Annotated in this window: 10 protein-coding genes; 3 read left to right on the top strand and 7 right to left on the bottom strand. The window is 33.2% G+C overall.

The features are described 5' to 3' along the window. The first annotated feature begins 36 nt into the window (after window positions 1-36). A complete protein-coding gene (locus tag PBV87_RS18870) occupies window positions 37-930 on the top strand; it encodes a LysR family transcriptional regulator (protein WP_271013356.1) in 894 nt (297 codons plus the stop codon). A gap of 60 nt (window positions 931-990) precedes the next feature. Here the strand turns inward: PBV87_RS18870 and PBV87_RS18875 are convergent, their stop codons facing one another. Together PBV87_RS18875 and PBV87_RS18880 are read right to left on the bottom strand one after the other, a co-directional pair. After that, window positions 991-4,254: a hypothetical protein gene (locus PBV87_RS18875; protein WP_271013357.1), complete on the bottom strand. Its 3,264-nt coding sequence runs from the start codon at window positions 4,252-4,254 to the stop codon at window positions 991-993. Next, window positions 4,247-6,679, bottom strand: a complete 2,433-nt coding sequence (locus PBV87_RS18880) for an efflux RND transporter permease subunit (RefSeq protein ID WP_271013358.1) — start codon at window positions 6,677-6,679, stop codon at window positions 4,247-4,249. Before PBV87_RS18880 ends, PBV87_RS18875 begins: the two co-directional genes overlap by 8 nt. Before the next feature lie 147 nt (window positions 6,680-6,826). Between PBV87_RS18880 and PBV87_RS18885 the strand changes: the two genes are divergently transcribed. Next, window positions 6,827-7,393, top strand: a complete 567-nt coding sequence (locus PBV87_RS18885) for a TetR/AcrR family transcriptional regulator (protein ID WP_271013359.1) — start codon at window positions 6,827-6,829, stop codon at window positions 7,391-7,393. Window positions 7,394-7,507: 114 nt separating this feature from the next. On the opposite strand, the gene PBV87_RS18890 is transcribed toward PBV87_RS18885, so the two are convergent. From PBV87_RS18890 to PBV87_RS18905, 4 genes are all read right to left on the bottom strand, one after another. Next, window positions 7,508-8,950: a bifunctional metallophosphatase/5'-nucleotidase gene (locus tag PBV87_RS18890; protein ID WP_271013360.1), complete on the bottom strand. Its 1,443-nt coding sequence runs from the start codon at window positions 8,948-8,950 to the stop codon at window positions 7,508-7,510. A gap of 17 nt (window positions 8,951-8,967) precedes the next feature. Beyond that, window positions 8,968-9,318 (bottom strand): DsrE family protein, encoded by a 351-nt coding sequence (locus PBV87_RS18895; protein WP_271013361.1) that lies wholly within the window; start codon window positions 9,316-9,318, stop codon window positions 8,968-8,970. 507 nt (window positions 9,319-9,825) lie between these two features. Further along, window positions 9,826-10,485: a DUF4367 domain-containing protein gene (locus tag PBV87_RS18900; protein WP_271013362.1), complete on the bottom strand. Its 660-nt coding sequence runs from the start codon at window positions 10,483-10,485 to the stop codon at window positions 9,826-9,828. Beyond that, the gene (locus PBV87_RS18905; protein WP_271013363.1) at window positions 10,485-11,021 is read right to left on the bottom strand and encodes an RNA polymerase sigma factor; all 537 of its coding nucleotides are present in this window, start codon (window positions 11,019-11,021) and stop codon (window positions 10,485-10,487) included. The genes PBV87_RS18900 and PBV87_RS18905 overlap by 1 nt, the downstream gene beginning before the upstream one ends. 440 nt (window positions 11,022-11,461) lie before the next feature. Here PBV87_RS18905 and PBV87_RS18910 point away from each other — a divergent pair, with 440 nt between their 5' ends. Beyond that, window positions 11,462-12,154 (top strand): YjjG family noncanonical pyrimidine nucleotidase, encoded by a 693-nt coding sequence (locus PBV87_RS18910; RefSeq protein WP_271013364.1) that lies wholly within the window; start codon window positions 11,462-11,464, stop codon window positions 12,152-12,154. 131 nt (window positions 12,155-12,285) lie between these two features. Here PBV87_RS18910 and PBV87_RS18915 read toward each other — a convergent pair whose 3' ends face one another. Next, entirely contained in the window at window positions 12,286-12,507 is a 222-nt protein-coding gene (locus tag PBV87_RS18915) for a hypothetical protein (protein ID WP_271013365.1), read from the bottom strand. Window positions 12,508-12,510 lie beyond the last annotated feature (3 nt).

The raw sequence follows: 12,510 nt of genomic DNA on the forward strand, positions 1-12,510 counted from the left end.
CTCATTATAGTATGTTTTAGAAAGGAGGATTCTCTTATGGAGTTACGTGTATTACAATATTTTCTTGCTGTAGCTAGAGAACAAAGTATCTCTAAAGCCGCCGAATCCTTACATCTATCGCAACCAACACTCTCAAGGCAAATTCGCGATATGGAAGAAGAATTAGGAAAACAATTACTGATTCGTGGTAATCGTAAGATTACGCTTACTGAAGAAGGCAGGATTCTACGAAAGCGTGCAGAAGAAATCATCAATTTAGTACAAAAAACGGAAAAAGAAATTACATTTACTGATGATACTGTGAGAGGTGATGTTTATATAGGTACTGGAGAAACAGAGGGTGTACGCTTACTTGCGCGTGTTGCTAAAGAACTTCAAAAGGTATATCCCCAAATTCATTATCACATCGTCAGTGGAGACTCTATGGATATCATGGAACATCTAGATAAAGGTCTTTTTGATTTTGCTATCTTACTAGATCCTGCGGATGTATCAAAGTATGAAGCTATCAAACTTCCTTATAAAGACATTACTGGTGTTTTGATGCGCAAAGACAGTCCTCTAGCCAAAAAAGAAAGGATTCATACTTATGAACTAGCAGCTCTACCCCTTATCGTCTCTAGGCAACAACTCAAAAATGGTATTTTGGATTTTTTAACTTCCCAGTCAGGTACTCCCCTCAATATTGTTGCATCTTATAATCTAATATTTAATGCATCTCTTATGGTAGATGAAGGTCTTGGATATGCTATTGGTCTTGATAAGATTATTAATACTACCGGTAACACAAATCTAACATTTAGACCAATCACTCCACCTGTTGAAATTGGAATGCATTTTGTTTGGAAAAAATATCAAGTTTTCTCTAAGCCTGCTGAAATTTTCTTACAGAAGATGCTTACTTCCTTAGAAAATAATTTAAACATATAAAAAGAGTGAGGTTATTGCTATTAAGCTTAACCTCACTCTTTTTATAATTTAGATAGATATTTAATCTGTCAGTTCTATTCCTTCTTCTCGATTGCGTTTTTTCTTACTTCTATGGAAGAAAACACTCCCACCTACAATAAACATGCTGATTGCTATCCCTATAATGATTTCCTTTATATAGTTTGGCCCTTCTACACGCGTACTTCTCCATGTCACCTCATGACTTGCCACATCAAAGTAAATATATTTACCATCTCTTTGGTAGGCTTGTTGCTTCCAGTTCTCTCCTTCTTTAACTTCTAAAGTTAATGTCTTGTTTGAATCAGGTGCGAGATAACGTATACGATGTACTTCATTACCATCCTCTGGTATAACCACATACCATTCTTCTATGGCTACTTTATCATCTGACTTATTTTCTATCTTCTCTTGTGCTAAGTTTTCTACGACTAGTTTATCTGTTTCATTAAATAATCCTTCCACTAGGACAATAGGCATAGCCTGGTCAAGACGTTGCTCACTTTCTAATGTAGTCACAAGTGAAGAGTATACTGCATCTACATAGACATCAAAAAGCATGCATTCTTTATCAAAGTCTTCCCATTTACCATAGTAATTCTCTCTATAAGGCACTTCTGGTAACATCCCTTTGTCAAATGCTTCTCCGTATGTAACCTGTACTTTTTCTAGTAACTTACCTTCAACCATAAAGTAAACGGCAAGTTCTGAGAATGACTTAGGCATTCCCTCAAGGGTTATAAAGTCTTCGTACACCAATGGTTCTGCTTTTCCAGCATAGCTAATATTATCAATAGCACCTAAATCATCTGCAACATAGTAGTTGCCTCTAACTTGACCGCCACTTTGGACTTTACCAGCAACAGCCCCTCTATAGTCATTGCCTTTTTCTATCTCTATAAGAGCGCGACAATCTATAATATCCTTGCCTTCTCCTACAATACCACCTATATAGTCACCACCTGATAAGAAGGTTTTTGCATAGCTTGAACGGATGAGAGACTTAGACTTTCCTGCAATACCACCTACATAGTTTCCACTCTCACTTGCTACTTTTCCTTCACTTACTGCATCTACAACGTAGCCCAGTTGCATCAACCCTACTACGCCTCCCGCACTATCTTTCTTTGCCTCTACTTCACCTATGTTACGGCAAGAACGTAGTACTGCTCTTGTTTGGAAGACAAAATTAATGGATTTATCTCCCTTTATTTCAAGGTCATCTTCAGGGTCAAAACTCTTTTCAACAGCCATAGCACCTGCAATACCACCTACATTGATATCTCCTTTTACAAATCCTTTATTGGTACTATTGGCTACTTTACCTTCTGTCTGACTCTCTGTATCTATTTTAGAAATATCTTCTGTATAGTTATCTACAGAAGGTTCAAAACTCATAACACTTTCTGTAATATCTAATAGAACATCTAGGACAACAAAGAACTGTTCGGTAATTTTCCCTAAGTCATCAAAAGCTAAATTCATTTGCTCATTGATGATAACATTCAGTTCCCCTAAGGCATCTGAGGTTTCATGCATACTGGTATAGAGACTTTCCTTTGTGTCTTGATAGGTACTATCTCCTACTGTAAAAGTTACTTCAGGCTGTTCAGATAAATAAGTGATTACTTCTTCTACGCCTTTTAAACTATCTGAAAAATACCCTGCTGCTATTTCTATTTCATCTAAAGCATCTCTAAGAGATTTAATAGCCTTTGCTCCATATTCATTGCTATCTTCTAGGTTACTTAATAACTTAGAAAAATTGCTACTACTACTTTGTAACTTACTTAAGCTACCTTCTAGTGCACTGCCACTTCGCTCAAAAGATAACCTTGCATCTCCAAGATATGCAAATGCTTGCTCTATATCTTTATTTGCCAACGTCTCTGCTGCTGTAATGATTAGGTTATTACCTCTTTTTAAATAATAAACAGCATCTTCTAGTTCGCTTAATGCACTGCCTACCTGGTTAGAAACATTCTCTAACTCAGTAATACTTCTGCCCATACTATTACTAAGTTTCACCATATAATCCATAGATTTTTGTAGAGGTGCTATGGCTTCTTCCATACTCACTGCCATATCTGAAAATGCCTCTGTCACAGGTACAAAACGATCAATAGCTTCTGCGATCGTCACACTTATACGATTAACCTCTCCTACATTGGTATCAATAATCTCACCTGTTTGATCTATAAGCGATTCTGTATGTGCCTGCGCTGTATCAACATAAGTCTTCATCTGACTTAGTTGTCCACTAATTAAATCTGTACTACCTTTACCATTAGTCATAGCATTTTGTAATAAACGCTCTAAAGTGTTTAGCTCATTTCTTAAGGTGTCTAGTTGTGACTTAGAATAGGTTAATAGGGTATAAGGCTCCATTTGTCCAACAATCCCCCCTACTTCCTTACGTCCATAGATGGTACCTATATTAGTACAAGCATTGATATATCCAGATTGTCTTCCTGCAATACCTCCGATATTATACCCTACATGCTTATAGCCTACTATTCCTCCATTATTACTATTTTGTATCATTCCAGTATTTAATCCAGTAATCCCACCAATATCTGTAATATCCGCACTGATTTCTGTAACTTTCGTTTCCTCATCAACAATTTTTTCAAAGGTAATATCTTCTTCTATCACATGAGTATTAATATTTCCTTTATTAGTACTTCGTAATATGGACCCTCTATTTTCTCCTGCTACACCACCAATTTGATGCTGTCCATAGACTGTAGCATTCACCAAGCAATCAATGATTTTACCAGAGGCTTCGTTTATACCTACAAGTCCTCCAACTTGCTTAGTACCTGTTACCTCTCCTACAAAAGTACACTTCATTAAAGTTCCTTTGTTCTCACCAACAATACCACCAATGATCTCTTTCGAACCTGTAGGATTGATCTTTCCCTCTACTGTCAGGTTCTTAACGATACCACCTTCTTCTAAATAGCGAAAAAGTCCCTGGCCCCCGCCTCCCTCTTCTAATTTAACACCACTAATAGTATAGCCAGCCCCATCAAATGTACCTGAAAAAATAGGAATAGGCATAAATGTTTCCCCGCTCAAATATATATCATTTTGTAAAATAATTTGTTTTCCTTTTGACCAACTATCTAAACGTGCCTTTTTAGCTACCTCTATAAATTCTTGTGCATTAGAAATAGTAATTGTTGTCTCCTCTGCTTTTACTGTAAAAAGTGGAAGCAATATAGGTGCTATTAATAAAAGAACTAATAAGAGTGCTACAGGGCGCTTCATTGGATTCATTTTTCTACAGTTGCTTTTATACATGTGCTGTTTCCTCCTCTATTTCTTCTACTTCTCCTGTACTTACCATAGCTTTTAAATCTCCTTCTAGAACACCTTTCATTTCCATATCTACTACACCAGATACATATCCTCTTACTCTACCATTAACAAGCCATTTCCCTGTGCGCTCCTGTACTAAGGTAGACTTTTTCTGTGCAAAAGTTGTACGCTCTATGATGCTATCACCTAGTAATAAAATCTGAGGGAGTACAAAGATAACCAATATCATAGAAATAATCGTTCCACGTCCAATACAAAGGCCTAACGCAGCAATTGTTCCATCTGTTGAAAGCTGACTAATCACTATCCCTGCTGAGGCTAAGATGACACCTGAGGTAAGGATCGTTGGGAAGCTTTGATTCAATGCTTCTACTATAGCTTTCTTAATAGGTAAGGTTTTCTTAAGTGTCATATAACGACTTGTAATAACAATGGCATAGTCGATATTGGCTCCCATTTGAATAGAAGATACAACTAAATAACCTAAGAAAAAGAGTGGTTTATTCTGCAAATAAGGGAAAGAGAAGTTCATCCATATACTTGCCTGAATTACAATAATCAACAGTACTGGTAAGCCTGCTGATTTGAAGGTAAACATGAGGATTAATATAACAAACAATGCCGATAAAATACTGATCACTAAGTTATCCGTTGCAAAGGTTGAAGATAAATCATAGTTACTTGTAGAGTTCCCTACAATGTAAACGTCTTCATCATAATACTTAGCTGCTACCTCATGAATCGTATCTAAAAAGGCAAAGGTCTCTTCACTTTCCTCTGGTAAATTTAAATAGATAAGCATACGACTATAATCTTCGCTCATTAGTTGTTTCTTTGCATCTGTTAATTGACTATGTAAATCTTCAAGCTCTTCTTGAAGTTCATTCTCTAAAGTTACATACCCCTTATCTACTTGGTCATATAAGAACATAAACATATCAATAAGCGGTACACTATACTCTCCAATATCACTTACTATCTTGCCATAATCTTCATCATTGACTGCATAAGCCGCATATAAAAGCTGTGCCACTTCATAGTCTAAATCGATCAGCTCAGAAAAAGCTCTCGGTGTTAAATAATCTGTGAGTACATAATCATCCATCGCCTCTGTAGTGGCTAAACCTAAAGTAGAATCTACTTCATCATAACGCTCTAGTTCTTTTAGGAGTTTCCCCTCTGATATGTAATCTCCTGATGGTACTATAAGGGCAAGCATATTATTTTTTCCAAAAGTATCATTAACCTTATCTTCTGCCATCTGTACTGCATTTCGTCTAGGTGCTCTTAAGTCTGCTACACCAAAGCTAAATGGGCAACGATTAAAGAAGACGAAAGAAGCCAAAACTAAAATTACAAATACTGGCGGTATCACATACCTTGTTTTCACTGCAAACTTACCTAATCCACGAATAGAAGGGATAAAGTTACGATGCTGTGTTTTATCAATGAATTTGCTAAATACAATCAGTAAGCCTGGCATTAATGTAAATACACTAAGTAAGCTTAAAATAATGGCTTTAATGAGCACTACAGCTAAATCTCCACCTATTCTAAAGTGCATAAACACAAGCGCAAAAAGCCCTGACATGGTTGTTAAACTACTCGATGCAATCTCTGGTATAGCTTTGGCTAGTGCCGCTATACATGCTTCACGTACAGGGAGGGTTTCATGCTCTTCTGTAAATCGATGACATAAGATAATGGCATAATCAATCGCTAGTGCTAACTGTAATACAACAGCTACTGAATTAGAGATAAAAGAAATCTTACCGAGTAAGAAATTAGTCCCCATATTTAGTAGTGCTGCTACTCCAAATGTTAAGATTACTACGGGTATTTCCCCATAGCTCTTTGAAGTAAAGAATAAAACTAAAACAATAATGACCGCAGCAATCACTACAATAACCTGCATCTCATCAGCTAGTTGTTTAGCTGTGTCCACCCCTATAGTTGTTGAAACATAAGAGTCATACGGTGCTATCACTTCTCTAATTTTCTCCATGGCCGCAAGGCTTATTTCATCTTTATCCGTTCCTTTAAATGAAACCTCTATAAGTGCTGAAGCATTTTGATAATATTTGTCTTCTTGTTCTAGGGTAACACCAGATACCCCCTCTATCCTCTCTATCTTAGAGGCAATCTCTTTGGCGTGATCATAAGAAATATTGGCTAGCATAACCTTGGCTGAACCAAAAGTGGTAAACTCTCTTTCCATAATCTCAACACCTTGCCGTGTCTCGGTATCCTCAGCTAAATACGCTGTAATATCATTCTCTACTTGTACCCAACCCATTGCATATATACTAAATATAATTGCAAACAAATAAAGTAGGAAGAACAAATTACGTTTATCTACAATAAAGGTTGCAATCTTTTCCATGACATGCTGTGATCCTGCTTTCATAACGCTACTCCTTCCAGTTTTTGAGATAATTGACATCTGTCTATTTGTAAATTATAATAAACTTCAATTATTACAAAAAGGCTCAATATCACCTTTTTGCCACTTATTTTACACTTTACTAGAAAGTGTCTCCGAAAGAGGTCTACCATGGAAAAGAAAATGGATTTAAGAGTTTATAAGACTTATACTGCATTAGCAACAGCTTTCATACAGCTTTTAGAAAAAAAGAGTTTTGACGATATCACTATTCAAGAATTATGCGAACTTGCTACCATTCGTCGTGCTACCTTTTATAAACACTTCGCAGATAAATATGAGTTCTTTGTGTTTATGATTAAATGCTTAGAAAACCAATTTTATGAAAAAAACCCTGATCTTCTTACTCATCAGCGTTCTAAATATCACTATATTAAGCTCATACATTATACCCTTGATTTTATCTCTCACAATGAAGCTCTGGTTAAATCTATTTTCAAGAATAGTGTATCTGCCCCTTTACTTAGTTTACTTACTCAGCAGACCACTAAGATCCTTGAAGAAAATCTAAAAGAAGATATAAAGCACGGTGCTGTCTTTCCTGCTAGTCCTGAAGTACTTGCATCCTTTATGATAGGTGCTTTTATTCATACAATCTCTTGGTGGGTATCAACTGATATGCAGATGCCAAAAGAAATATTAGTCAAACAACTTATTGGTATTATTGATAAGTTTTAATGCCCTACTTCTCATTATAATGACTTTGATAATCCTAAAATAATTTTTCACTAAAAAATGCCGTGTAATCATTCTATTGTCCTAATTACACGACACCATAACATCATTTATTTCTTAAATAACTGTAAATGTTCCCAAATAAGATTCTTCTATGTTACCTTTTTCAGCTAAATAACTTTTCATGGCCTCAATAGCAGTAATATTTAACTTTTCTCGGTTAGTTCCATAATGTTGTGGGACACCTTGTTCTGTTATATAACTACATTGATACATTGTATCTGCCTCTAATGGTCTTCCTTCAGCAAATAACTTCTGGATACGATAGTGATGAGGGTTTTCAATTTTTATATAAGCTTTTATTCCTATTGCTCTAGGTAAATATCCCCCAATCTGTCCAAAAGGATTTCTAGAATAAGTATGATTAATGTTATCTTCTAACATCTCTACAATTTCATAACCTTTCAAATCCACATTAATAATTTTAGGATTCATTGGGACTATATTATATAAGTTATTCTCTGTAATATTACCTGGGGGAATGGGTGCACCATATCTCCATCCATGTGAAAAGCAAATTTTTCGTCCTGTAGCATATGATATAGAATGTAATAAGAAATTATCCATAGTAGATTCAAGTGAATAATCTCTACAAAGTAAGCTATTGGTTTTCCCAACGACTTGATCTAACTGCTTTTTATAAGGCTTATAAGCCTCCATAACTAACCTGCCTATTCTTTCATCTTCTGGTATATCAGCAGTTACAGGTATGAGTTTATGTTGATAGTCAATGATTCTGCCATTTATTATCTCAACATCTAATTCTCCTATAAAAGAGCCATGACATCCTGATTGAATTAATAGGGCATTTCCAACCTTAATTGGGGCATTCAATCTATTATGGGTGTGTCCGCTTATGCATATATCAATCCCTGTCGTCTTTGATATAATTTCATAATCTGTTGGCATACCAAGATGTGATAACATAACTACAATATCACATTTATGCTTATTTCTCAGTTGAGCTGCAATAATTGGTGCTTCCTTATATTCGGGTGACATATAAATCCCTTGTGAAAATTTTTGTGGAAATCCTTGTACAACATGCTGACAAGCCATACCAAAAATACCAATCTTCATTCCATCTATTTCTTTAATTATATAAGGATCAAATACACGTTGTTTTGTATCATAGCGATATACATTTGCTGCTAGCAATGGATAATTTAGTTCATATACTAAATCACGAAGCTTTGAAGGTGTATATGCAAAATCCCAGTGAGCAGTCATTGCATCTAATCCCATCTCATTTAGAATTGGAACAATGGCATTTCCATGTGTTTGTGTTGTGATGAATGTTCCATGAAAAGTATCTCCACAGTCAAGAAAAAGACTATTTTTCTTCTCTCTTCTGATCTGGTCTACTAGACTTTTAATCCTTGCATATCCGCCTGCCTCTTTAACTTCAAGATTTTGAGGTCCAAAGAATACTTCAGGATGAGGTGATATATATCCATGAACATCATTCATTTGTATTAGTGTTAGAAATTTACTTTCCATATTATCACCTCCCTTTATTAAGACTTGATATAAGCATAGCCTTCTTCATGCTTTTTAGCAATTTCTACTACCCCTGCTGGTACTACTGTTGCAAATGCACAAAGTGGTTGCTGACCAGGATTAAATTTTTTTAAAGCATTATTACATACTGCAAATACAACATTTTCTTTATATAATTCATCCATTTCTAAATACCACTTTGACTTTTCTGCAACCTCTTGAATTAGACCAACTACAGCAATTCCATTAGCAACTATTTCAATTTCAAATGTTGTATTATTTTCTTTACCATACTTCAACATATTCTTTACATTTTCTAGCACCATATGCCATTTTGATTCAGAATCTACATGATATAAAACTTTCATCTTTAACCTCCTGAGTATAAAAACTAAAAATTATCTTTTCCATTACTATAACCATCATTTCATATCCTATACAAAAACAGACCGCCTATACCCTTATGAGTATAGGCGGTCTGTTTTATCTTATAAGTTCATTATTTTCAACCTTATTAAGCTATTGAATTATTTTGTTTTTAACATCTATCTGAACCTTGTAAATCTCTTAATTAATAAAATTATAATATATATCAAAAATAATACATTAATTAACTGCCAAATATATTCTACCATACTATTTTCCCTTTTAATTAGCTTTATAAAATCCCCTTATTATTTTTATTATCTTACTAATTTAATTTCCAGATAAATCTCTATTAATATATCTATATAATTCATGAAGGAATTATATCTATCTTAAATACTTTAGACTTATATTTTATATCATATAAATTACCTCCTTCATTTGTCATATATCCATATAACGAATAAAAAGGATAATTAGGGACACTTTTCTTTAAAAAATTTATTTTTTTATTTTATACTTAAACTTACTTTTATAAGCTCCCTTTTTTCTATTTCTGATGACAGCATAAATTGATACCCTTCTTGTATCCACATTAGATTTTTTATACCTTTATTCTCATAATAATAAATTTCTCTATCCTCTAAAATAAGCTTTTCTATCGTAGTGCCCTCAGTATCTATAATCATATTATTAGTATTTATTTCTATCTGTCTCAATAAAATCTCCTCACCTAATTTATTCTGATAGGTAATATGTACATCATTAAAAATTTGTTCTTGATCAGTCATTTCAAAGCCTTCTGGAAGGTACTGTGGCAAATAACTTTCTTGTATATCTCCACCATATTTACCCTCATGCTTTTGATATGAAATGCTTGTAAACTTTTCAAATACATCCGTAATCAACTCTATAACTCTTACTCTAACTGCCTCTACACTCATACTTAAACTTCCTACAATACTTACTATTAAAATAGCAATACCTATTTTTCTAGCTAATCCAGAAGATTTATTACATTTTTCACTCTTAATTAATGTATATATTTTTTCTTCAAATGCTTCTGTAAATCTATGATCTTCTTTATCTTTATTTTCAAGCTGCTCTACAATAATCGTTTCTGCTTCTCTGGCTGCTTTTATCATATCTAAGTCATCTATTTCATCCATTATCCCACCTCCTTTAAAAATTCCTTTAATTTTCTCTTTGCGCGTTGTAATCTTTTTCTTACATTCTCTTCTGATAAACCTAATAAGTTTGCTATTTGTTTATCTGTATAATGATGACTATATTTCAATAATATAATTTCTGAGTAATGATGTGGTAAGGATAAGATTGCAGCTGTTAGTGGATTTTCTACTTTATCGATAACCTCTTGCTCAACAGTCGTACCCCCATGCTCTATTAATGTTTCTTCATTAATTTGAACTGTATTTTCTCTTTTTCTCTTTCTATATAAATCAATGGCTGTATGCTTGACTACTATAACGATAAATCCTTTTGTTTTAGGACACTCTACATCATTAATTTTATTCAAATGCTTCATTATTTTTATAAATGACTTATGTACTGCATCTTCTGCTAAGTATTCATCATTTAAAATATCATTGGCTATATGAAACATAAGCTGCCTATAATTAAAATAAATTTTTTCAAACTTACTTTTCTCTTCTTCCGTATCTATCATCATTAGATAAATGAACATTTTCTAGCCCCCAACTTTTTTTGCAAATTTCTACTCTACTTTTATTATACGATTTCAATAACCTTATTAAAATTTAGAACTTATATTCTAAAGTGGCTTTACATAAGCATTCTTAGATAATTCTCTAAGTATATTAAAAGGTATCCCTATCAAAAACTCATTTCATAGCTACTTCTAACATGACTAATGTCATATCAGAATTTTTATAAATATAGTATTTTATTTATATCACATTGTAAAGAGAACAGATAACTTTGAATATATGTACGTATAATTATAGATTACCTATACTTTAATATTTTTATATAGGACAGGTGGTAGGATGTGTGTTATTTTAAATAGGTATTGTACTTCATACAAAATCTGATAAAAAGTATAAACAAAAACTACGTAAATTACTTAATCATTATATTATTTATATAAAATTTGGAGGACATATTATGAAATATGAAGTTATATTATTTGATGCAGATGAAACCTTATATGATTTCAAAAAATCTGAAAGTGAAGCATTTAAAAATACAATGCTTAAGTTTAATATAGACTATGATGAGAATTATCATTTGAAAATTTATAAAGAAATAAATACAGCTCTATGGAAAGAATTTGAACAAGGGCTTATTACCCAAGAAAAATTAAAAATAGAAAGATTTAAAAGATTATCAGATAAATTAGAGATAAGTTTTGATGAAACTAACTTTGCAAATTTATATATGGAATATTTAGCGGATGCATCCTTTTTATATGATGATAGTATGGAGCTTATAGAAACGCTAAATAAGTCTTACAGACTTGCTATAATCACTAATGGCCTTACTTTAGTGCAAGATAAAAGGATCAGAAAATCTACTATAGCAAAACATTTTGAGACTGTAGTAATCTCTGAAGAACTATTAGTTTCAAAACCTGATCCTAAAATTTTTGAACATACTTTAAAACATATGAATTTCTTTGATAAAAGTAAAGTCTTAATCGTAGGAGATAGTTTAAGTTCTGATATACAAGGTGGAATAAACTTTGGTATAGATACCTGTTGGTATAACCCTAATAAGATTGTAAATAATACTTCAATCACACCTACTTATGAGATTTCTAATTTTGATGAGCTTAAGTCTCTGCTACTTCATGTATAAAAATGCTGCTGTAATTTTGAAAAGAAACTAGACTCTCAATGTTTCTATATCTTGAATCGTCCATTTTTCTTGAAATAAATAAGGCTGGTAGCCCTAATTCATGCCACCAGCCTATTTATTATTCTACGTCATTAATACATATTCGTTCCATTTACAAGTGCATAACAAATATTATGCATTGCATTTCTTAGCCCATACCCTATACCAATAGGATCTTCTTTATAGGTCTCTTTTAATGTTTTTTCTGAAGCTAATAACTCCATTTCTAACATTAAATCATTCCCATTTTTCACGTAATAAATCTTGTAGTAATTCAGAAGAACCTCCACATCCTTACATACAAAATGCTTCATAAA

The organism is Holtiella tumoricola (assembly GCF_027857615.1).
GTDB lineage: Bacteria > Bacillota > Clostridia > Lachnospirales > Cellulosilyticaceae > Holtiella > Holtiella tumoricola.

Coding starts and splice junctions, on each gene's coding strand:
- PBV87_RS18900 (WP_271013362.1), bottom strand. CDS start 10,485: ATGGATGAAATAGATGACTTAGATATGATAAAAGCAGCCAGAGAAGCA.
- PBV87_RS18875 (WP_271013357.1), bottom strand. CDS start 4,254: ATGTATAAAAGCAACTGTAGAAAAATGAATCCAATGAAGCGCCCTGTA.
- PBV87_RS18885 (WP_271013359.1), top strand. CDS start 6,827: ATGGAAAAGAAAATGGATTTAAGAGTTTATAAGACTTATACTGCATTA.
- PBV87_RS18870 (WP_271013356.1), top strand. CDS start 37: ATGGAGTTACGTGTATTACAATATTTTCTTGCTGTAGCTAGAGAACAA.
- PBV87_RS18880 (WP_271013358.1), bottom strand. CDS start 6,679: ATGAAAGCAGGATCACAGCATGTCATGGAAAAGATTGCAACCTTTATT.
- PBV87_RS18915 (WP_271013365.1), bottom strand. CDS start 12,507: ATGAAGCATTTTGTATGTAAGGATGTGGAGGTTCTTCTGAATTACTAC.
- PBV87_RS18910 (WP_271013364.1), top strand. CDS start 11,462: ATGAAATATGAAGTTATATTATTTGATGCAGATGAAACCTTATATGAT.
- PBV87_RS18890 (WP_271013360.1), bottom strand. CDS start 8,950: ATGGAAAGTAAATTTCTAACACTAATACAAATGAATGATGTTCATGGA.
- PBV87_RS18905 (WP_271013363.1), bottom strand. CDS start 11,021: ATGTTCATTTATCTAATGATGATAGATACGGAAGAAGAGAAAAGTAAG.
- PBV87_RS18895 (WP_271013361.1), bottom strand. CDS start 9,318: ATGAAAGTTTTATATCATGTAGATTCTGAATCAAAATGGCATATGGTG.